The organism is Rhodococcus sp. GA1, from assembly GCF_024321955.1.
GTDB classification, from domain to species: Bacteria; Actinomycetota; Actinomycetes; order Mycobacteriales; family Mycobacteriaceae; genus Rhodococcus; species Rhodococcus pyridinivorans.
The window spans coordinates 18,485-37,936 of record NZ_CP097187.1; the positions used below are offsets into that span (position 1 = coordinate 18,485).

15 protein-coding genes are annotated in these 19,452 nt (G+C 64.7%); 4 read left to right on the forward strand and 11 right to left on the reverse strand.

The window, feature by feature from the left end; translation table 11 throughout:
* Positions 1-976 precede the first annotated feature (976 nt).
* From M3330_RS23445 to M3330_RS23465, 5 genes are all read right to left on the reverse strand, one after another.
* Entirely contained in the window at positions 977-2,650 is a 1,674-nt protein-coding gene (locus tag M3330_RS23445; protein WP_255029215.1) for a UvrD-helicase domain-containing protein, read from the reverse strand.
* Positions 2,647-4,266, reverse strand: coding sequence for an ATP-dependent endonuclease (locus M3330_RS23450; RefSeq protein WP_255029218.1), 1,620 nt, complete (start codon positions 4,264-4,266; stop codon positions 2,647-2,649). Before M3330_RS23450 ends, M3330_RS23445 begins: the two co-directional genes overlap by 4 nt.
* 95 nt (positions 4,267-4,361) lie before the next feature.
* Entirely contained in the window at positions 4,362-7,499 is a 3,138-nt protein-coding gene (locus M3330_RS23455; protein WP_255029219.1) for a type I restriction endonuclease subunit R, read from the reverse strand.
* Positions 7,499-8,710 carry a restriction endonuclease subunit S gene (locus tag M3330_RS23460; RefSeq protein WP_255029235.1) on the reverse strand — a complete coding sequence of 404 codons (1,212 nt, stop codon included), beginning with the start codon at positions 8,708-8,710 and terminating at the stop codon, positions 7,499-7,501. Before M3330_RS23460 ends, M3330_RS23455 begins: the two co-directional genes overlap by 1 nt.
* 80 nt (positions 8,711-8,790) lie before the next feature.
* Positions 8,791-10,536: a class I SAM-dependent DNA methyltransferase gene (locus M3330_RS23465; RefSeq protein ID WP_255029236.1), complete on the reverse strand. Its 1,746-nt coding sequence runs from the start codon at positions 10,534-10,536 to the stop codon at positions 8,791-8,793.
* A gap of 279 nt (positions 10,537-10,815) precedes the next feature.
* On the opposite strand from M3330_RS23465, the gene M3330_RS23470 reads away from it, so the two are divergent.
* Positions 10,816-11,559, forward strand: a complete 744-nt coding sequence (locus M3330_RS23470; RefSeq protein ID WP_255029238.1) for a hypothetical protein — start codon at positions 10,816-10,818, stop codon at positions 11,557-11,559.
* 196 nt (positions 11,560-11,755) lie between these two features.
* On the opposite strand, the gene M3330_RS23475 is transcribed toward M3330_RS23470, so the two are convergent.
* Both M3330_RS23475 and M3330_RS23480 read right to left on the reverse strand, forming a co-directional pair.
* Positions 11,756-12,307: a PIN domain-containing protein gene (locus tag M3330_RS23475; RefSeq protein ID WP_255029240.1), complete on the reverse strand. Its 552-nt coding sequence runs from the start codon at positions 12,305-12,307 to the stop codon at positions 11,756-11,758.
* 1 nt (position 12,308) lies between these two features.
* Positions 12,309-12,743, reverse strand: coding sequence for a helix-turn-helix domain-containing protein (locus tag M3330_RS23480; RefSeq protein ID WP_255029242.1), 435 nt, complete (start codon positions 12,741-12,743; stop codon positions 12,309-12,311).
* Between the two features lie 291 nt (positions 12,744-13,034).
* Here M3330_RS23480 and M3330_RS23485 point away from each other — a divergent pair, with 291 nt between their 5' ends.
* Positions 13,035-13,175 (forward strand): hypothetical protein, encoded by a 141-nt coding sequence (locus tag M3330_RS23485; RefSeq protein ID WP_255029243.1) that lies wholly within the window; start codon positions 13,035-13,037, stop codon positions 13,173-13,175.
* A gap of 875 nt (positions 13,176-14,050) precedes the next feature.
* On the forward strand, positions 14,051-15,055 hold the full coding sequence (locus M3330_RS23490) for a DUF4192 domain-containing protein (protein WP_255029244.1): 1,005 nt from the start codon (positions 14,051-14,053) through the stop codon (positions 15,053-15,055).
* 137 nt (positions 15,056-15,192) lie between these two features.
* On the opposite strand, the gene M3330_RS23495 is transcribed toward M3330_RS23490, so the two are convergent.
* Positions 15,193-15,363 carry a hypothetical protein gene (locus M3330_RS23495; RefSeq protein WP_255029246.1) on the reverse strand — a complete coding sequence of 57 codons (171 nt, stop codon included), beginning with the start codon at positions 15,361-15,363 and terminating at the stop codon, positions 15,193-15,195.
* Positions 15,364-15,399: 36 nt separating this feature from the next.
* Complete coding sequence (locus M3330_RS23500) at positions 15,400-16,452, reverse strand: hypothetical protein (protein ID WP_255029248.1); 1,053 nt, start codon at positions 16,450-16,452, stop codon at positions 15,400-15,402.
* Positions 16,453-16,986: 534 nt separating this feature from the next.
* Here M3330_RS23500 and M3330_RS23505 point away from each other — a divergent pair.
* The gene (locus tag M3330_RS23505) at positions 16,987-17,583 is read left to right on the forward strand and encodes a hypothetical protein (protein WP_255029250.1); all 597 of its coding nucleotides are present in this window, start codon (positions 16,987-16,989) and stop codon (positions 17,581-17,583) included.
* A gap of 98 nt (positions 17,584-17,681) precedes the next feature.
* Here the strand turns inward: M3330_RS23505 and M3330_RS23510 are convergent, their stop codons facing one another.
* Both M3330_RS23510 and M3330_RS23515 read right to left on the reverse strand, forming a co-directional pair.
* Positions 17,682-18,314: an HNH endonuclease gene (locus tag M3330_RS23510; protein WP_255029337.1), complete on the reverse strand. Its 633-nt coding sequence runs from the start codon at positions 18,312-18,314 to the stop codon at positions 17,682-17,684.
* A 194-nt stretch (positions 18,315-18,508) separates the two neighbouring features.
* Complete coding sequence (locus M3330_RS23515) at positions 18,509-19,435, reverse strand: restriction endonuclease (protein ID WP_255029252.1); 927 nt, start codon at positions 19,433-19,435, stop codon at positions 18,509-18,511.
* Positions 19,436-19,452 lie beyond the last annotated feature (17 nt).

A 19,452-nucleotide genomic window follows, 5' to 3' on the forward strand; every position in this document is an offset into this window, starting at 1 on the left:
GAGCGCGTCCGCCCCCGGGAACAGGGACGGACGCGACAGGCGGTCGGTCACGATCGGCTCACAGGACGATGCCCAATGCTGCGAGCAGGCCGCCGAGGGTCAGGGCGAGAGATCCGAGAAGCATGAACATTCCTCCTACAACTGGTCGACAACAGCCGGTGCGTCCCGGTGTCGGACGCTGATCCAGACATACCCGCCGAACGGCCGTCGACACCTGACCGAGACCGACCACCGCTGTTCGTTATCGACTCGTATCCTCGGCTCGGCTGGCAAAGGGGCAAAGGCCGACACACCTGCGCACCCGCGCTTCCCGCCCGGGACGGCGGCACCGGGAACCCTCGACAGCGACACCCTCATCACCGCCGGCCCACCCCGTGACCGCGAGGACGCCGAGCACCCCGAGGTGTGCATGATCTGCGCACCGTGCGGGTAGCCGAGGGGCGCGCCCGGCGTCGGATGTGCCGCCGGGTAGTGGATGGTGATCGAACCCGGATGCCCCTGCCCCGGGCGGTCACCCGGCAGGCCCCGCCCGGCCCACCTCCTCGTGGGGCCTGCCCATCCGCCCGGCCGCAACCGCAAGCCGGGCCGGCAGATGCCCCGACGATCTCCCGCTCCCCCGGGCTTTCGCCGTCGACGGCGATGCCTCGGATGCTCGCGGTCGACCACCGTCCCGACCCACCCGGCCACGTCTCGCACGTGCCGATAGCCGGCTCTTACGTCAAGCCAACCCCGGCATATTGCATCCGATACATCACGGGCCACGCAGGTGCGTTTCCTTCCACTGAATACTGAAGGAGGACTCCCTCCCACCAGAACGCAGTAGCGGCACCGGGCTGGACGCTTCGGGCGGTTGAAGGCAATCAGGTCAAGGAGTTTCTCGCGAGCTCCAGGAAATATTGGGAAGAGTTCGATCGGGTTACCCGGCAGGCGATCCGCAGCCACTCCAAGATTGATGGGCTGCCGATAGTGCGAAGTTCTACGACGGACTCGGCGGAGAGACCGGAAGATCCGCTTCGAGATGTGCTTCGATCTCCTCCGCCGTGGACCACTGGGCCTGGATTCCGGGGCACCATCGGCTCCGCGTGGCCGGGTACGGCCCGTACATGCCGTCCGTCATCCGTGTCCTCGTCACGACCAAGCCGTGACGAGCCCTGGAGAGCATGACAAGCAGGACGCGCTGCTCCTCGGCCAAAGCATCTCCCTGGCTGTTCCGCTTACCCGGCAGGTGCCCTTCCTCCAGTCCGATGACGAACACCCAGTCGAACTGCTGACCTTTGCCAGAATGCGCGTTGAGCAGATGGACGCCGGGCCCAATCGCCTGCATAGGGTCGGAGGTCCTGATCGACCTCACCGCCGCCTTCGCCGTAACGGCGGCGCTCTGCTCCAGGGTGTCGAACGCATCGTCGACCAGCTCTCGGGCGTCGACGTCGGCGGGGTCGACGGCATCGAGCACCGCCAGCCGCGAGTCCGCGATGCTCGCTCCATGCGGCAAGGCCGCGACGGTCGACTGGATGAGGGCGACGATCCCGGGGTCGTCGATCGCGAGGTCCCATCGGCGGACCAGGAAGGACTTCTCCTCCGCGAACGCCGCGTCGATGCGTTCCCTGCGCCACCCCGCACGAGCGATGATTCCGATGGATGCTTCGGGCAGCCGGTCCAGGATCGATCCCGCCAGACGCCTCAGCAATTCCGCCTCAGCCGCGCGGTCCTGGAGCACAAGCGCCGCGGAACAGCCCCCACCTGGCCACCGTTCCGGTTGCGCGGACACCAGGCCAGAGCCCGGATCGACCTGTTCGCTCACCGAGTTGACCGTCTCCAAAACCTTCGGCGAGGAGCGGTAGGACTCGTGCAGCCTGATTGGCTCGCCGCAGGTCTTCTTAATCTCCGCCTCGACCTCGACGGGTGCTGCCCCTGCCCACGAGTAGATGCCCTGGAGCGGATCGCCGGCGAACGTTCGCCTGGACGTGCAGCTCAGCAGGGCGAGGTCGAGCTGTTGCATCGAGAGGTCTTGGAACTCGTCGACCAGGACCGCGCCGAAATGCGCCTGGTAGAGACGCGCGACCGCGGGGATGCGGAGCAGTCGCTGTGCGTGCCGGAGGAGGTCTTCGTAGTGCAGCTGGTTCGCCCCCTGTCGCGACCGCTCCACCTTCTCCGCGAGCACGACCGCCTGCGCGGGACCTCGCTGCTGGATAGCCGTCAACACCTCGGCGTCCGAGAGCGGTCCCCGCTTGATCTCGCTCAGGATCTGCTCGGCGTCGTACATGGCGGGCCCGCCACCCGCTGTCTCCATCGCCCGCCGCATGGTGCTGGTCTTCGGTAGCTCCAGTCCTTCCATGTCGAGGCCGATGGTCCTGCCATGGGCAAGGACCACCTGGGTCGCGAAGCCGTGGAGATTGCGGACGACGATCTGCCGGCGCGCTCGTGCGTGGCCCAGCACGGAGCGGAGGCGCTGTTCGAGGTTCGAGCGCGCCCGCTTGGTGAAGGTCAAAGCGAGCACGCGCTGGTTCTGCTCGAGAAAACCGATCTGATGGGCGGCGCGGTGCGCCAGGACCTCGGTCTTGCCGCATCCCGGAGGCGCGATGATCAGGAGGTGCGCCTTTGTGGAGGTCGCTGCAGTGCGCTGCTCTTCGCTGAGCGAGAACCCGCTCACTGCTTGCTCAGCTCGTCAAGCGCGCGCACGAGACGCGACACGCTGCCGATCTTCTCCGCCAAATCCGGCGTCAGGACTTCAGCGATGCATGTCGCCGCCTCGACTTTACCCTTGTCCCTGCAGAACTTCGCTACCGCTTCCGGGCCGATCTTCGCGATCGACTCGACGCCTGTCGATTGCAACAGTCCCTGTTCCTTGCAGAACTTTCCATCTATGAGGGCTTTTGCCGCGACCGGGCCGCCGAGGGCGCGGGTGTACTCGTCCTCAAGGTCAATGTCGGAGATGAAGACCTTCTTGTCTACGACGGTGCGCCGCTTGCCTTTGAAGGCGTTGACCCACTTTCCGCTCTCCTGCTCGTCCACCAGGCCGAGTAGGGTCGGGCCGAAGCCGTCGGGTCCGAGGAGCGGGAAGACGTTACTGAACTTGTCCGCTCCGTCCAATTCGACGACCACAGCGCCGAGCCGGTCGAGGTCGATGCCCAGCTTCTGTGCCACCGCCTCGACGATCACCCGATCGGCGTCGCCCTCGACGAGAACGACGAAGCGCGCTGTCAGGGCCTCCAGGAGCCGCGGTGACCACCAGTGCGCGCGCACCTTCTCGACCTTCGACAGCTTCGCATCTCCGATCTGGTGACACTTGCCGTGTCGGTCCACCGCGATGACCTCCGAGGGTTCAAATCGGTGAAGGATGTACGGCGAATGGGTGACGATGATCTTCTGATTCCCGTCTCCGCTCAGGAGGTCCGCTGCCGTCCGCTGGCTGGTCGGGTGCAGATGGATCTCCGGCTCGTCGATCGCGAGGATGCTCGCCGTCCCCTCGGCCAGGTCGAAGAGTGTCATGGACATGAGCTGGCGGACCCCGTCCGATTGCTCCATCAGTGAGACCTGGTCGTCGCCACGGTTGAGGAAGATCGTCACGTCCTGGAGCACGTCGCTGGACGGATCGGTTACGCTCCGGACCGAGAAGTCATCCTTGGTGACGCTCCGCGGCATCGAACGACTGAGATGGCCAGCCACGCGGCCGAGAAGATCGCCGACCGACTCGTTGCCCGCAATCTCCTCGTTGAATTGTTTGAGGAGGGCCTTCAAACCGTCCTCGTTTGTACCGAGATCGGCGGCGTCCAGGAGCGTGCGGACCGGGCTGTGCGGGCCCTCCATCATCGCCGCGCCGCGGGTCGCCTTCAGATAGCGCCAGCCGAACGCCTCCAGCTGCTCGCGGCTGGGCGCTCGTTCATGACCGCTCTCCGGGAACCACCGGCGGATCGTCACGGCCTCGTCGTCCTCGGGGTTCAGTTCGACGATCATCTGGACCCAGAGGTACTCGCCGACCTGGTCGTGGTCGATGCTGATTTCCGAGGGGAAGGGCCGGCGGTTCTCGTCTGTGAATTCCGACCACCAGGCGTTGATCACGAGAGGCTGCTCCGGGTCGCGCAGGTCGCTGAGCTTGAGCGCCTGGTAGAGGCCGGCGGTGCTCGTCCCCAGGAGCAGGTTCAACATACGCAGAATCGACGACTTACCCACGTCGTTCGCGCCGACGATCACCGCGTGCCGCCGCACTTCGAGATCCAGGTCTTGGATCCGACTGTGGTTTGTGATCTCCACTCTGGACAGACGCATGTCCGCTTCGCCCTCTCATTGTCTGGAGCGAAGACCCTGCTCCGAATGTCCCTTTTTCCTGAGCTCAGTGAACCATCAGACTCCTCAGTGGAGGCTCAGAGGTCCGTTTGCTGATCGATCGCTGACTCGTAGAAGGCGTCCGCGAGTGCGATGATGACAGCGCCGATGGCGGGTCCGTCGCTGAAGAAGTAGTCGGCCATGGTGTTGTGGGCTTCCTGGTTGTCGACGACCGCCTCGGCGACCGCCGATTGGAAGTCCTGCGATTCCATGAACTGCTTCTTCGAGTTCACCTTGGTCTGGTTGACCAGGTCCGGATAGTCGAGCAGTCGCTGCACCAGTCCTTGCACGAACTCCCGGATTTGTGACTGGGTGAACGCGTCGGCGCCGAAGAGGTCGTTCATCTTGTCGATGACGACCTGTAGTGCAACGTACTTCGGATCCTTCCGGGTGCCGGTGCCCGCGGCGCTGATGCCCTTGAGCTGACCGTCACCGGTCAGCGAGATGTCGACCGCCGTCGCCTTGGTGTGCTTGACCCCGACCAGGACCACGTCGGACAGGTCGACCTCCGCCGCCCAGGAGGACTCGGCGATGACCCTGTCCAGCAGCCGCAGGAAGATCGACAGCATCTCCATGTACGGATCGCCGTAGTCGACGATCTGGCTCATGAAGTCGTAGAGCCGGACGTAGGTGGCCACGTCCTTGCGGAACAGGTCGAGGGTGTTGAGGGTGACCTTGTCGTCGGCCTCGAGCGCGGCGGCGTAGCGGCGGGCGAATTCGTGCTTGGGCTTGCTCATCGCCGATGACAGGGCGTTGTTGCCCTTGCGGGTGACCCACAGTTCTGCGACCTCACGCACCTGCTCGGGTGTGTAGATCCCGGCCTGGGCGAGCTTGGTGGCCAGGTGCACCACGACGTACGGGTCGGTCTCGGTCTCGAGGGTGGCGTTGGTGAAGTACGGCTCGAACGCGGCCCGGATGTCGTCGGGTTTGTTCACGAAGTCGATGACGAAGGTCTTGCGCTTCTGTTCCCCGGACGCGGTGCGGTGGGTGCGGTTGAGCCGGGACAGCGTCTGCACGGCGGTGACCCCGGAGAGCTTCTTGTCGACGTACATCGCCGAGAGCAGCGGCTGGTCGAAGCCGGTCTGGAACTTGTTGGCGACCAACATGATCTTGTACGTAGCGCCCTTGAAGGCGGCGGCCAGGTCCGTGCCAGCGCCGGGGTTAAGGTTGGCCTCGGTGAATTCGTCGCCGCGGCTCGGCGCCGGCCCCCAGTCCGAGGTCCACTGCTCGTCCTCGGCCATCGTCACCGAGCCGGAGAAGGCCACCAGGGTGCGGTAGTTGTACGAGGCGTCCTCGGCGGCCCGCTTGGCGATGTAGGCGTCGATCGCCTTCTTGTACTTCACCGCGGCCTTGCGCGAGTCGGTCACCACCATCGCCTTCGCCTTGCCGTCGAGCAGGTGGGCGACGTTGGTGTGGAAGTGCTCGACGATGATCTGCACCTTCTGGCTGATGTTGGTCGGGTGCAGCTTCACCCACCGCATCAAACCTTTGCGTGCCGCGGACTCCTCCACCTCGCCGCCGTCGCCGCTCTCGGCCTTGCCGGCGATCTTCAGCGCGGTGTCGTAGGTTTGGTAGCCCTTGAGCACGTCGAGGATGTAGCCCTCCTCGATCGCCTGGCGCATCGAGTAGAGGTGGAACTCGACCGGTTTCCCGTCGGGGCCTTTGCGGCCGAACAGCTCGAGGGTCTTGTTCTTCGGGGTCGCGGTGAACGCGAGGTAGGAGATGTTCTGAGACTCGGCACGTTCAGTCATCTCCGCGGCCAGGATCGCCTCGACGTCGATCTCACCGCTCTCCTCGACCTCCTTGATCTCCTCCGCGGTGAGCACGGCCTTGAGCTTGGAGGAGATCTGGCCGGACTGCGAGGAGTGCGCCTCGTCGGCGATCACCGCGAACCGCCGGCCCTTGAGCGAGGAGTCCTTGCGGATCTCGTCGAGGGCGTGGGGGAAGGTCTGCACCGTCACCGCGATGATCAGCTCCCCGTTTTTCAGCGCGGTCGCCAGCAGCCCGGATTTCGACTTCGCGCCGGCCTTGCGGACGTCCTCCGGGCTGATCGTGGCCACGATCTTCCCCGAGCCGTCGATCTGCCGGATCGCCTCTTGCAGTTGCCCGTCGAGCACGGTGCGGTCCACGACCACGATCACCGAGTCGAAGACCTTCTCGTCGTTCACGTGCAGCCGGGCGAGCCGGTGCGCGGTCCAGGCGATGGTGTTCGTCTTTCCTGACCCGGCCGAGTGCTCGATCAGGTAGCGGCGGCCCACCCCCTCCTCACGCACCGCGGCCACGATGTTCGTCACGGCCTCCCACTGGTGGAACCGCGGGAAGAGCATGCTCGTGCGCCGCACCGACGTGCCGGTCGCGACGTCCCACTCCTCCTTGGTCTCCACGATCATCAGCCGGCCGATGATCTGCAGCCAGGCGTCCTTGTCCCAGACCCGTTCCCACAGGTACGCCGTCGCCGACCGCCCGGCCTCACCCGGCGGGTTCCCCGCGCCGCCCTTGTGCCCCATGTTGAACGGCAGGAAGTGGGTTTTCTCGCCCTCGAGCCGGGTGGTCATCGCGGCCAGGTCGTTGGAGACCGCGAAGTGCACCAGCGCCCGGTGCCCGAACGACAGCAGCGGCTCGGGCCGGCCGTTGGTCAGCGGATTCCGGGCCTTGCGGTACTGGTTGATCGCCTCGTCGAGGGACTGGGTGAAATCGGTCTTGAGCTCCACGGTGGCGACCGGGAGCCCGTTGACGAAGAACACCAGGTCGATGCTGCGCTGGTCGGCGGTGGAGAAGTGCACCTGCCGCATCACGCGTACCCGCATCGCCGCGTACTGCTCGACGGTGGTGGCGTTCAGGCTGGTTTCGGGGCGGAACTGCGCCATCTTCAACCGGCCCCCGCCGATGTACTGCACCCCGTTGCGCAGGATGTTCAGCGTCCCGCCACCGTGTTCGAGCGGCTTGTCGAGCGCCGCCGTCAGCACGTCGAGGAACTTCGCCTGCGACCCCGCAGCCTTCGACGCCTTCTCGTACGCCGCCTGCTGGGTCTCCTGCAGCCAGGCGAACAGGTCCTCGGGGAACAGCGCCCGCTCCCGGTCGTAGCCGGCGTCGTTCGCCGAGTGCAGCCACCCGTGGTGGTCCTCCAGGTACGCGCAGATCTCGGACTCGAAAACGACCTCGTTATGATCGGCCATCACGCCGTCTCCCGTACGTCGATCTGCCCCGTCACCGCCGCCGTGATCAGCGCCGAACGACGCTCCTTCGAGAGCTCGATGAACCGCTCCGCCTCGGCGATCAGCGTGTCGATCTTCGCGGTCTGTTCATCGAGGTACGCCGCAATCTGGCGCTGCTCATCGATCGGCGGCAGTGCGACACGCATCTGAGCAAGATGCGTCGGGCCGAAGTGCTGGATCGTCGAGCCAGTCTTTAGCGAATCAACTTGGTCGATGAACTCTCCGGACACAACGAACCAGCGGATGAAGTCTTTGTGCATGCGACCAGGCTTGATCCGGATGATCCCTGTATACGGCACCGCTCCGGCCGTCTCCTCAGTCACCTCGGAGACGGTCCCCATGCTTGCGCTCGCACTAATGAGCAGATCCCCGAGATCAACCCGGAAGTGTGACCATCGACGGGCAACGTCGTCGGGATCGAGATAGTTGCATCCTTCAAGCGTCGATCGAGCCGCTCGCACGCAACTCACCCGCAGAAGCGGAACGCCTTCGTCACGGAAGTCCGCAGCCATAATGCCCGGGCCCTCTTGGAACGAGATAGTGTAACGGAGGGGCATGACTTCCCAGTGCGCCGGAACTGGCCCAGCACCGGGGAGGCCTGAATCCTTGAGGACAACGGTCTCGTCGAGGCCCCGCGCCACAGCACTTGAGATCGCCGCGCCTCTCCGCTCACGAAGCATCTCGATCAGGCGCTGCTGTTCCTCGATGAGCATGTCGATGCGGGCGGTCTCGCGGTCAAGGTAGTCGGAGATGGCGCGTTGTTGCTCCAGAGGTGGCAGCGGCATCGGAATTCTCGCGAGCTTCTCCGCGGTGAGGTGCGGCATCGACACAACGTTGGAATATGCGCGAATGAAGCCGCTAGCGCGCAGCGCAATTAGATAGAACGCAATGAACCGGCCGTCGAAGTCGCTAATCGGTCGAAGTCGGTTGATCGAGTTCTGGAATCCCCAGCCTGGGAGGTCCTCGTCGACATAGGCGGCACGTCCGAACCCCCCTTGGCCGCCTTCGACGACGACAACGTCGCCCGTTCGGATGCTCAACTGCTCCAGTTCGGCATCGCGGAACCACATCTCGTTCACGTCGTCGAGGGCCAGTACGCCGTCGGGCTGTACATTTGCAGCGCGTAGGTACGGGGCACGCACGTCACTGCCGGAATCCTTGCTCTGCAGCATCTTGCCGAGCGTGACGGTCGCAGCGTTCTTAACTTGGCCTGCCCTCCATCCATCGGGCAAGGCGACCCAAAGAGGGCCCGTCACTGTTCCACCTCCCGCAGCAAGTCGAGGATCTTTGCGACCTGCTTCTCCAAGTCGGCGTCGATCTCGGCGAGGGGACGGGGCGGGGCGTACGTGTAGAAATGGCGGGTGAAGGGGATCTCGAAGCCCATCTTTACCTTGGTCCAGTCGATCCAGGCGTCGGGGACGTGGGGCTTTACCTCGGCGTCGAAGTATGCCTGGATGACCTCGACCTTGCCGGCCGCGCCGGTGGTCGAGCTTCCATAGGTGAACGGGACGTTCTCCGTGTCGCGCTTCTTCGAGTCCGGCTTGGGCTTGCCCTTGCGATCTACGACCGGCTTCCCGTCCTCGTCCAACAGCGGACGCTCGACGGTGATGGTCCAGTAGCCGAACTCGTCATTGCGCAGCACCTTCGAGTAGTCCGGGTCGGCGTCGGTGAAGTCGGCATACAACTTCACGATCTTGGTGCGGTCCTCGTCGCTGAGCTCCCGGTTCTTGGCTCCGAGGTTCTTACGCATCTTGGTCCAGAAAGACGAACCGTCGATGAGCTGCACCAGGCCCTTGCGGTCGGGGTGCTTGGTGTTGTCGAGGATCCAGATGTAGGTGGCGATGCCGGTGTTGAAGAACATGTTGGTCGGCAGCGCGACGATCGCCTCGACCAGGTCGTTCTCCAGCAGCCACTTGCGGATGTTGGAGGGGCCGGACTCGGCGGCACCGTTGAATAGGGGCGAGCCGTTCATGACGATGCCGACTCGGCCGCCGCCGTCCTCGGGGGCGCGCATCTTGTGGGCCAGGTGGAGCAGGAAGAGCATTTGCCCGTCCGAGGTCGCCGGGAGGCCGGGGGCGAACCGACCGTAGGGGCCGGCTTCGTCGCGCTCTTTCGTGACCGCCTTGGCGTACTGCTTCCAGTCGACGCCGTACGGCGGGTTGGACATGCAGAAGTCGAAGTGGCGGCCCGTGAACGCATCATCGGTGAGGGTGTTACCGAAGGCAATGTTGGTCGCGTCGTGACCCTTGGCGAGCAGGTCGGACTTGCAGATCGCGTACGACTGCGGGTTGTACTCCTGGCCGTACAGGCTCAGCTTCGCGTCGGGGTTCTGTGCGAGCAGGTGCTCCTCGGCCAGAGCCAGCATGCCGCCGGTGCCCGCGGTCGGGTCGTACAGCGTGCGGACGATACCGGCCTCGGTCAGGTCGACGTCCTTCCCGGCGAAGAGCAGGTCGACCAGCAGCCGGATCGCGTCCCGCGGGGTGTAGTGGTCACCGGAGGTCTCGTTCGCGGCCTCGTTGAACTTGCGGATGATGTACTCGAACGCATCGCCCATGTCGGCATTGGAGACGACGTCCGGGTGCAGGTCGACGGACTTGAAGGACGTGATGACCTCGCGCAGGAGCTCCGCCTTCTCCAGGGCGAGGATCTCCTTCTTGAAGTCGAAGTACTCGAACACGTCGACATCGGGCGAGAACCGGTCGATGTAGTCGGCCAGGTTGTCCGCCAGCCCGTCCGCGTCTTGGAGGAGGTTGGCGAAGGAGTAGTTCGAGGTGTTGTAGAACGGCCGCCCGGTGGCCTTCTTGACCTCGACCTTGAGCCGGTTGGGGTTGTCGTACTTCGCCGCCAGCTCGCGCACCGTCTCCCGGTCGGGTTCGAGGATGCAGTCGAGGCGGCGCAGGATCGTCAGGGGGAGGATCACGTTGCCGTACTGGTTGGGGCGGTAGGGACCCCGAAGTTGGTCGGCGATCGACCAGATGAAGCTACCGAGGGTGCTCAAAACGCTCCTTCATGAGGCTCACTCGACGATGAATACCGAACGCCCAGCGCGAGCCCGTGCGCGCCGTCCGAACATGCGGCACACCGTCTGCAGCAGCCGGTACGTCGCACGAACATCATTCCGCATCACGACACACGCGTGCCACGCGGTAAGCAGCGACGACCGGATCAGCGAATCTGCCGCGGTCGACTTCCGCGCGTAGGGAGTTGCCGCGGCGCGCTCTCTCGGCCTGCAACCGCCACCTGGAAATGTCGGTGGGCGAATGTAATCTGCCCAACCGTGAGTGCCATATCTGACCTTCTCACTACGCCTGGCGTCTGGATCGCGACCCCGATCGGTGCCGTGCTCGGTGGGCTCGGCGGCGCGTTCATCAACTCGCGGACGAGCAAAGCTAGCGACGAACGCAAGTCCGCACAAGAAGACAAGACCAACAGAGACAAGCGTGAGTTCGAGGCGGCTCAGGCGGAAGCGAAGCGCAGGCACGAGGAGAAGGTTGAACGTGAGAAGGCGATCTTAGATGCCGCCAGCGACTTCGCTGGCGCATGCAACAGCATCCTCGTATCGGCGATCGACGTGAAGGGTGCCTTCAACTTCATGCGCGACGCCTTGAACAACTCGACCGGCCTCCCTGACCCGAAGGCCATCGAGAAGATGCTATTCGCCGAGAGTCAGGTCGATGAGTTCAAGAACCTGACGGGTCCGTACCAGCGACTCCAGTTGGTTGCGTCACCGGCACTCTTGTCTGCTGCAACGAAGCTCAATGCTGCAATCGGCGCGCTCAATCAGACGATCACCCAGCCATTGGCTCGACCGGTCGCGATGAAGGCAGCTGCCGACGAGCTGAACTGTTTCATTGCGACCTTCCGTGCGGAGACCGGTCGCGAAGCCTTCACGCCCTCGGACGCACACCGCGCTGCGCTGAGTTTCATGGACACGCTCAAGGAGCAGGTCGACGCCTTCGTTGAAGAAGCCAAGAGCGAAATGCGCGCCTCCGGATTCGCCACCACACCCTGGGACATGTAGCGCCAGGAACAAGGCAGCACCCGGGTGCTGGACCAACGTCTCATTTCCTTGGCAGTGAGACAGCCATCTGCGTGCACGCGGGATCTAATCGCCCAGCTCGCGACGTCTCATAAGTTGATTCCGAAACAAGTTCTCGAACCATCGGTACGAGTACAACTTTCGGAACATCAGGCCGTGTGCAGCACATCGTGGAATCTCAACGACGCAACGCAGCCGCAGAGATCGGTAGGCCCGCCGCGGCGAGGCGGTCGCAGACGTCGGCCGGAGTGCCGGGCGGGTTGCGCCACGCCGCGGCGGTCGCGCTGATCGCCTGGTGCACCCGCGCCCCGTCGAGCGTGAACAGGTCCATGACGAACTCATCCGGGTGCAGGGCCTCGATGCCGAACTGGGCGAGTTCGTTATCGGGGAAGTCGCGTAGGTTCGCGGTGACGATCACCTGCGCTGAGCAGCGGATCGCCGCGGCGAGCACGTGCCGGTCGTCCTCGTCGGGCAGCGTGAGCGCTGGGATGAGTGCCTCGTATCCGGTCACCAGGCAGTCCGGGACCGCTCGGTTCATCAGCTCCCGCAGCTTGGCCAGGGTGTCGGTCGGGATATCCGGTCGGTCGGCGGCGAGATTGCGGAATGTCTCGTCGAGAATCTTCTCGGTCCACCGGGCGTGCACCAGCCCGGTCTGCGCCAGGCGAATCAGGACGTCGCGCAGCACGTTCGGGTACAGCACGTTCGCGTCGTAGAGGACTGTGAAGGTCACGTCAGTAGAGTCCGAGGTCCTCGGACAGGGCGGCGAGATCGTCCGCAGCACGACGCGCATCGCGTTGCTGGGTGCGTCGGTACTCGAGGAGCGAGGCCGCGAGGATCCGGCGATGTCGGCCCACCATCCGGTACCGGATGAGGCCCTGGTCGAGAAGTTTGATCACGTGTGGGCGTGAGACGTTGAGCAGTTCGGCGGCCTGCTGGGTGGTCAGCTCCGCGTGCGCGGGGACCACGGTCACGCCCTGGCCGGCGGCCATGTTCGCCAAGACGTCTTTGATCAACTCCAGGGCCGCACTCGGCAGGTGAACGGACTCCGACGTCTCGTCGACGGTGACGTCGAACGTGTCGGTGCCCGGTTTGACGTCCCGCAGAGCGTTCAGCGCCTGTCGTGCCTGTTCCTGCTCCACGGCACTGGGATGTTCGATCGCGGACATGACCCACCTCCTCTGAATGAAATATACGCAGCAAACGAAACAAACGCAAAAGGCGGCAATTCTGCGACCCGCGAGACCGTCGCGGCGGAAGTCGGCCCGGCTCGCTGTGGCGGATTCGTGGGTGTGCTGTTTGACGATCCCCAAACAGCACACTCCGATACGGCCTGGCACTCGATCGCATCCTGTCGAATCAAGTCGCCGGACCGTCCTGTTTAACCGTCCTGCATGTGGGTCTCGTATCGCTGACCCAAACAGTGCGGTGGTCGCCTCAGGGTTGAATCCTGATCGGATATGCCCGATGCAGCACCGCGAGCCAAGATCTGCGAGCCCAACGCACGGGCCCTCAAACGCCTCGGAGGCCGCGACGACCGGATCTACACCGATAAGGGCTACACCGTCGCCCACGCCCACACCTGCGCAGTCCGCAGCTAGAGTCACGGCTTCGAAGGGGGCCGCGACTCCTCGAACCCGGTGATCCCCCAGGTCACCGAGTTCGGGCCGAGGCCCCGCGAGGGATCCTCGACCGAGAGTTGGGCAGTAGCGGCCCCCCGGACTCGCTGGACGGGACTGTAGCGCATCCACCAGACACCACCAACCATGATCACGAAGGGTGGACTTCGGTGTTGTTGGCCCACCTCCGCCGCGCTGCCTCCACGGACCACCGAGCGGGCTCCGATCCCATCCCCGATCCGGTCATTCGAGGGCAAGCCAGCGCGCAGCGGTGGCGCGGCAGCACCAGATTCAGAGGCCGGCCGATCCGAGTCCGCGCACAAGGACGTGCGTGCCGCTCGCGGACGTCGCAGAACCGCGGCCAGGACGAACAGTGATGCGATCGCCGCAAACCGAGACCTGGGCCGGGTGAGCCGGTCGCAAGAAACCACGCCGCCACAATGCGTCGAGCACCGCCAAGACCAGACAGGTACCGAATCCCGCACGACCGAGCAGCATCTTCTGTACACCCCCCATCACTCCCCCTCCCGTGGCCCGTGCCCGGCACCTCGATGCCGGACACGGACCACCTTCGGTGTCCACCAAAACGAGCGTCGCTGACGCGCCGCCCTGCACAACAACCCCGAGAAGGTGCCCTTCTGGCCATCCGATTTTGACCTGCGGTCCGCTTCGCACAACCCCCGGCGCTGCGCGGCCTGACGGCCCGGAAAATTCTTTCCCCCGCTTCGCTCCTCGAAAGATTTTTCCGTCCGGAGGTTGCACTCCCGCGGCCCTGTGCAGGTCGTCATCTCCTTGCCAGAAGGGCACCAAGAACAGGCGGGCCGAGCAGGTCCGCCCCGACACTGAGGAGGCGGCTCATGACCGAGCCCATCAAGATTGACAACACCGGCGAGATGATCGCTGCCATCCCCGCCATGCTGGGCTTCGTGCCGTCGCAGTCGGTCGTGCTGGTCTTCCTCGCGGGCAACCGGCTGTCCCACATCGCCCGAATGGACTTCGGCGATGTGGACCACCCGCTTGTTACCGCCGCGATCAACCGCTCGGCCGACACCGAGGGCGTGTACGTCATCGTGGTCGCCGACAACCGTACCTTCCACGAGGTGCTCGACGAGTCCGAGCGCGTGATCGCCATGCTGCTCGGCGCCGGAGCCGATGTGTGGGGCAGCTTCTACACCCCGAGCATCCGCGGCGGCGAGACCTGGACCGACATGCGCGGGCTGTTCGAGACCGGCACGGTCCCCGACCCCGCCACCACTCAGGTGGGCGCCGCGACCGTCCTCAACGGCCGTACCATCGCCCGCGACCGCTCCGAGCTCACCGCCCGCTACCGCCGCAAGGACTCGGTGACCGTCACCGATCGTCGACGAGCCCGCGCTGCGAAAGAGACTATGGGAGAGGAGTTCGCGAGCAGCATCATCCGCGAGCTGGCCGAACTGGTGAGCACCCGCACCACCCCCGACTCCGCTCTCGCCGCACGAGTCGGACTGCTGCTCACCACCGACATCCACGCCCGCGACGCCATCCTGGGACTGGCGGTGATCGACCCGAATGTCGCCTCCGAGACGATGGAAACGATCGCCAGCAAGCTGCGCACCCGCGAGCGCGTGGCAGCGTTGACCGTCGCCGGGTTCTTCGCCTACGTGAACTTCCAGGGACCGGCCGCCGGAAGCGCGTTCACCGCCGCCCGACAGGAAGCGACCCAACATCCGCTGTGCGACACCCGGATGCTCGGACTGCTCGAGCAAGCCCTCACCGCAGGGCTGCACCCGACGATGATCCGCAAGCTCGCAGGCACCGGAGTCCGTATCGCCCGCGAGAAGTTCCGCGTCGAGCTCCCCGCCCCCAGCGGCGACTGGATCTGACACCACAACACAGGCGAGGCCCCCGGAATCCCTAGTTCCGGGGGCCTCGCCCGTTGCGCAGGAGCGTCGATCAGGCATCGAGCCTGACCGACGCTGGCGCACGTCCTACAGCGCACAGCATAACCACGCGCACGCCGTCAGAGACCGTCGCGCTCCGCATCGTCAGGGAACACGAAATCGACCGCCGACGACTGCGACCGGGACACACTCTCACCGCTCACGATCGCTTCGAGCTCGCTCTCACTCGGACGGATGCCGTGCTTGATCGCGTCGTACAACTGCTTCTCTACCTGTGAGCGATCCACCATGCCGATCCTTTCGTCTGGCCTGCAGCCCTACGGCCATCAGCTGCGTGCAGGTGACGGCAGGAGAGAGCGTTCGTGCAGCCGGTCCGCCGCCTCGGCCCACCGCAGGAAATCCGCCCGGTTCGGATGCTCGGGATCGTCCTGGACCTGGTGTCGAAGATCATCGGCCCACTCCCGCAGCGCCGCGGTCAGCACGAAATGCAGATCCGGCTCGTCCGGATCGTCGAGGTCGACGACCACGCGACGAGACGACTTCCCACCCATGGTGGCCAGGACCGTATCCAAGCGGTCGCGGATACCGGCGAGCTCGGCCATCGCATCCACCCCTCGAGTATCCGAGCCTATCGACGGACCCTCGGACCGGGGCTCGTCCTGGTCGGTGTGCAGTTCGGTGCGCACCGACCGCGCCGATGTCCAGATGGCATGGTCGATCTCCCAGGCGGTGACGCGTCGGCCGAGCACCCTGGTGACCTCGGTGGCGAGTTCGGAGAGCAAGGTACGGGCGGTGGCAGCGTCGACGTCAGCGCCGTTGCGGGCCAACCACCGCAGCACCATGCGGTCGGGTTTGATGATGTCCTCGTCGCCGACGAGCATCCACAGATAGCCGCGACGCACCCCGAAGCCGCCTTCACCGGGCACGGTCCGCAACACAGTCTCCACCATGTCGAGGCGCTGCGGGTCGTCGAGCAGGACGCGAGCATCGTCGAGTGTCCGGATCCCGTGCTCATGGAGGATCGTCGCGTACTGCAGCACGGCTTCGGCCTTGAGGATGCCCCCGCGCGGTGAGGTGCGCTGCCGGTTGTTCGTCACTGCCAGCAGCGCGTCGACGGTGTCGTAGCGATCCAGGAATGCCTCGAGCGGTAAAGGATCGGCCAGGCCGGTGACCGGCGGTGGCACAGACGGTGTCTCGAGGCCGGCATCGGCGGCGACCCGGTGCACCACCGGCAGCACATGCCGGTCGTAGTGGGCGCCGATGCTGTAGACCGTATCGACGACGCACAAACTCAGACTCACCCACTGCCACCGGCGCGGACGCAGGTCGAGACCAAGCACGGCCTCGATCACCGGCGACAGATCAGCGGCGGCGGACATGAGTGCACCGTAATCGATCCGGGCGACACACAAGGCGGGCATCGCCCCTTCGCGCCGGCACCGAGATCAGCGGCAGCGAACTGACCGGAACTCGCTCAGCACCACACCGACGTGACCTGTCTGAGCGTCGACGTCGAATCCGGCTCCCGGTGCCGGCGACACGCTTGAGCTGGTGGCGGCTGGTGACGTCGGGATGGGCGACGACCAGGCGCCCGAACTCGGCGACCTCGCCGTCGCGTACCGCTGTCCGAACTCGCCTCCAGGTCGCTTCGGACGGACAGGGAGCGTGGTCGATTAGCCTTGTGCTTCGTGTTGAGAACCGGTCAAGGAGTAACTCGGCGTTGGGCACCGACGGTGTCTGTGGTCGGCGCGGTCGTGCTGGGATTGTCCGGGTGCTCATCCGGAGGTGACTCCGACACGGCGACGCAGGAACCACTCTCGACTACCTCGGCGTCAGTGGCCTCCCCCACGAGCAGTGCGGTGCCGCCGTCGGCTGTTCCGACCTCTGCAACATCGACGACGTCTACGGCAACGATGACCTCGACCCCTCTCGCCGCGGACCAGCTGGTCCTCTCCACGGACCAGCTGCCCGGAGCGGGATGGAAGCCGGATGACGATGGCGATCCCGAGTCGACGCAGCGGCAGGACGCATCACAACCGGAGTGCAGCAACCAATCCTGGATGTTGCGCACCGACGAGATGATTGATCAGGCTGGCGCCGGCTGGTATTTCGACCAGGCCGCCGAAGTTGAAGCGATCACCAGCCAGGCGTTCGTCTATCGGGACGAGCAGGCCGCTGCGACCGCGTTGGCGGCGTATCGAGACGTCGTCGAGCAGTGTGTGTTCTGGCAGATGGGTGCTGGGACTGCCGGCTACACCTTCGGTATGAGCCAGGAACCCTTCGACGCTGTGGTCGGCGACGAGGCTGTTGCTCGTATGCAGACCACGGCCATGGTCCGGTATCCGGATGTGCCTGCCAGCTCGAGCTACTGGGTCAGCGCCCGGGTCGGATCCTTGATCGTGCAGATCACCTATCGTCCGGGATCCCTGCTCGGCAGCGGGCAAGGAAAAACTCAGGCGGTCGAACTGGCAGCGACCGCCGCGCAGCAGGCGCAGACTCGCACCGGATAGGGAACGTCCACAACGTCTGTGCCCGTCGGACCACGCGATCACCGGAGCCTCGCGAGCACCCGTGGGACTATCCGCAGCTCGTGATCACCGCATACGGGTTAGCTCAGGGTAGAGCGCACATCTATCGTCGCGCGGAACCAACGGGTCAGGTACTTATCGGCCATCAACTCCGGGTGGGCCTCGACGTAGCCGACGAACCAGCCGGACAGGCCGTCCCAGATTCTGTGGTCCCCGGGCGCGGTGAGGTTCCACCCGAGTTCCGCGAGTGTCCAGTGCGCTTTGGCGGAGTTGCGCAGCATCGAGGTGCTCACCCAGTTCGGTTCCGCGTCGACGCCGCCGCGGGCGACCGGAACCAGATGGTCGATGGTTGGAAACAGTTCCCAGAATGCGAAGTGCGACTGCGACATCTGCCAGTTCGGATGCGCCGGGAACTCGTCCGGCAGGATCAGCGACAGCGTGCGCAGGGCAGCTGGGTGCACGAGCTTGGTGCCGCTGTAGCGATCGAGGAAGCCGTCCCGGTAGAACACGCGCAGGCATTGGCGTTCGGTGTACTGACGCGAGTTCTTCACCACTGGGCTGAAGGGATACTCGCTGCGCAGGATTTGCCGGCCCTGTTCGAGATCACCGGCATCGATCGCGGCCACGGTGCGAGCGAGGATATCGGCCTTGTCGCCCTCGACAAGAGCAGGATCCGGAACCGTTTCCGCAGATGTGGATTCAGGAGTCGACACATTTGCGATAGTAGAGTCCCCTTTGGAGAACAGCGTCAACGAATCCTCGAACTGCTGAAGCAGGTGGTATTACCAGCCTCGCGCAGAGCCAGTGTGAGTATCCGCTCGACCTCCCAGAGACAGCGCATCCTTCGACTCCCTGTCGTCGACATAGGGACGGAGACAAGGTGCGTGACGGTTCGGCACAAAAGGGACTAATTCTGGCGCTTGAGGAAGAAGGGGTTCTGATAGAGGCTCGAGACAGGCCGGGTAGACGGAGTGTTCTTCGTAGCCAGATGCTCCCGCGCTAGCTTATTCGCTGGGTTACCACCGTGGAACAGCGCGATGCTCGCTTCGTCGGCATACGACAGAGCGGTGTCGGTATAGGTGGAGTCGGAAAAGAAGAACATCTTCTTTTTGTGCGCTCCAGGCACATCGTGCAAGTTCTCCAAGACCTTCTTCGTCACGCGACGGCCTCCCGTTCGGACTCTCGCGACGGCGCTGACTGAGCGGACTTCTGCGTCCTCGTCGAGAGAATCAGTCCGGTAGGTATCGAGGCGCGTTCCGAATCCAAGCTGCTGCAACAACTCAATAGCGGAGTGGACTGCAGTTCGATGGGCTTCGAGGGCCTGCAACTCTTCTCGTTCCGCTTGAACTTCGCGTGCTCTCTGCGCGGCTTGTGCCGCGCGAGCCGCGATGGCCTCCTTCGAGTTGTAGTCACGTGAGGCCTGGGCGTAGCGGGCGGCGGTGGCCATATCTTCGGCGAGGCTATAGCCGGACGAGAGGTTTTTCATCGACTGCGCACTGTCGTTGATGGCAGTGATGGAGCCCGCGTGGTCAAAGATGAAAAGCGCGATGGCGTGGGAATCGGCATACGTGCGTGCAGTTGCCGTGTAGCCAGAGCGCGCGAAGAACAGCATCTTCTGATTCGATCGGTTACCGCGAGCACCGAAAAGCTGCTGAAGTTCCGGTCGGCCAACGGGCTTGAACCAGTTCTTTACCTGAGCGATTGCATCGAGGGAGGACACATCAATGCCTCCATCCGCACCGTTGGCCGTCACAGCTGCATCACGGAAGCCGAGCCCGCGCATGAAGTATGCGGCGTTCTGCTCAGCTTCGCGCGCTGTCCCGATCTGATCCAATCAACTGTCCTATCTAG

Bases quoted from the DNA above. Each gene is read 5' to 3' on its own strand.
- M3330_RS23450 (WP_255029218.1), bottom strand. From the start codon at position 4,266: ATGCGTCTGTCCAGAGTGGAGATCACAAACCACAGTCGGATCCAAGAC.
- M3330_RS23455 (WP_255029219.1), bottom strand. From the start codon at position 7,499: ATGGCCGATCATAACGAGGTCGTTTTCGAGTCCGAGATCTGCGCGTAC.
- M3330_RS23460 (WP_255029235.1), bottom strand. From the start codon at position 8,710: ATGCTGCAGAGCAAGGATTCCGGCAGTGACGTGCGTGCCCCGTACCTA.
- M3330_RS23480 (WP_255029242.1), bottom strand. From the start codon at position 12,743: ATGTCCGCGATCGAACATCCCAGTGCCGTGGAGCAGGAACAGGCACGA.
- M3330_RS23485 (WP_255029243.1), top strand. From the start codon at position 13,035: ATGCCCGATGCAGCACCGCGAGCCAAGATCTGCGAGCCCAACGCACGG.
- M3330_RS23490 (WP_255029244.1), top strand. From the start codon at position 14,051: ATGACCGAGCCCATCAAGATTGACAACACCGGCGAGATGATCGCTGCC.
- M3330_RS23495 (WP_255029246.1), bottom strand. From the start codon at position 15,363: ATGGTGGATCGCTCACAGGTAGAGAAGCAGTTGTACGACGCGATCAAG.
- M3330_RS23500 (WP_255029248.1), bottom strand. From the start codon at position 16,452: ATGTCCGCCGCCGCTGATCTGTCGCCGGTGATCGAGGCCGTGCTTGGT.
- M3330_RS23505 (WP_255029250.1), top strand. From the start codon at position 16,987: ATGACCTCGACCCCTCTCGCCGCGGACCAGCTGGTCCTCTCCACGGAC.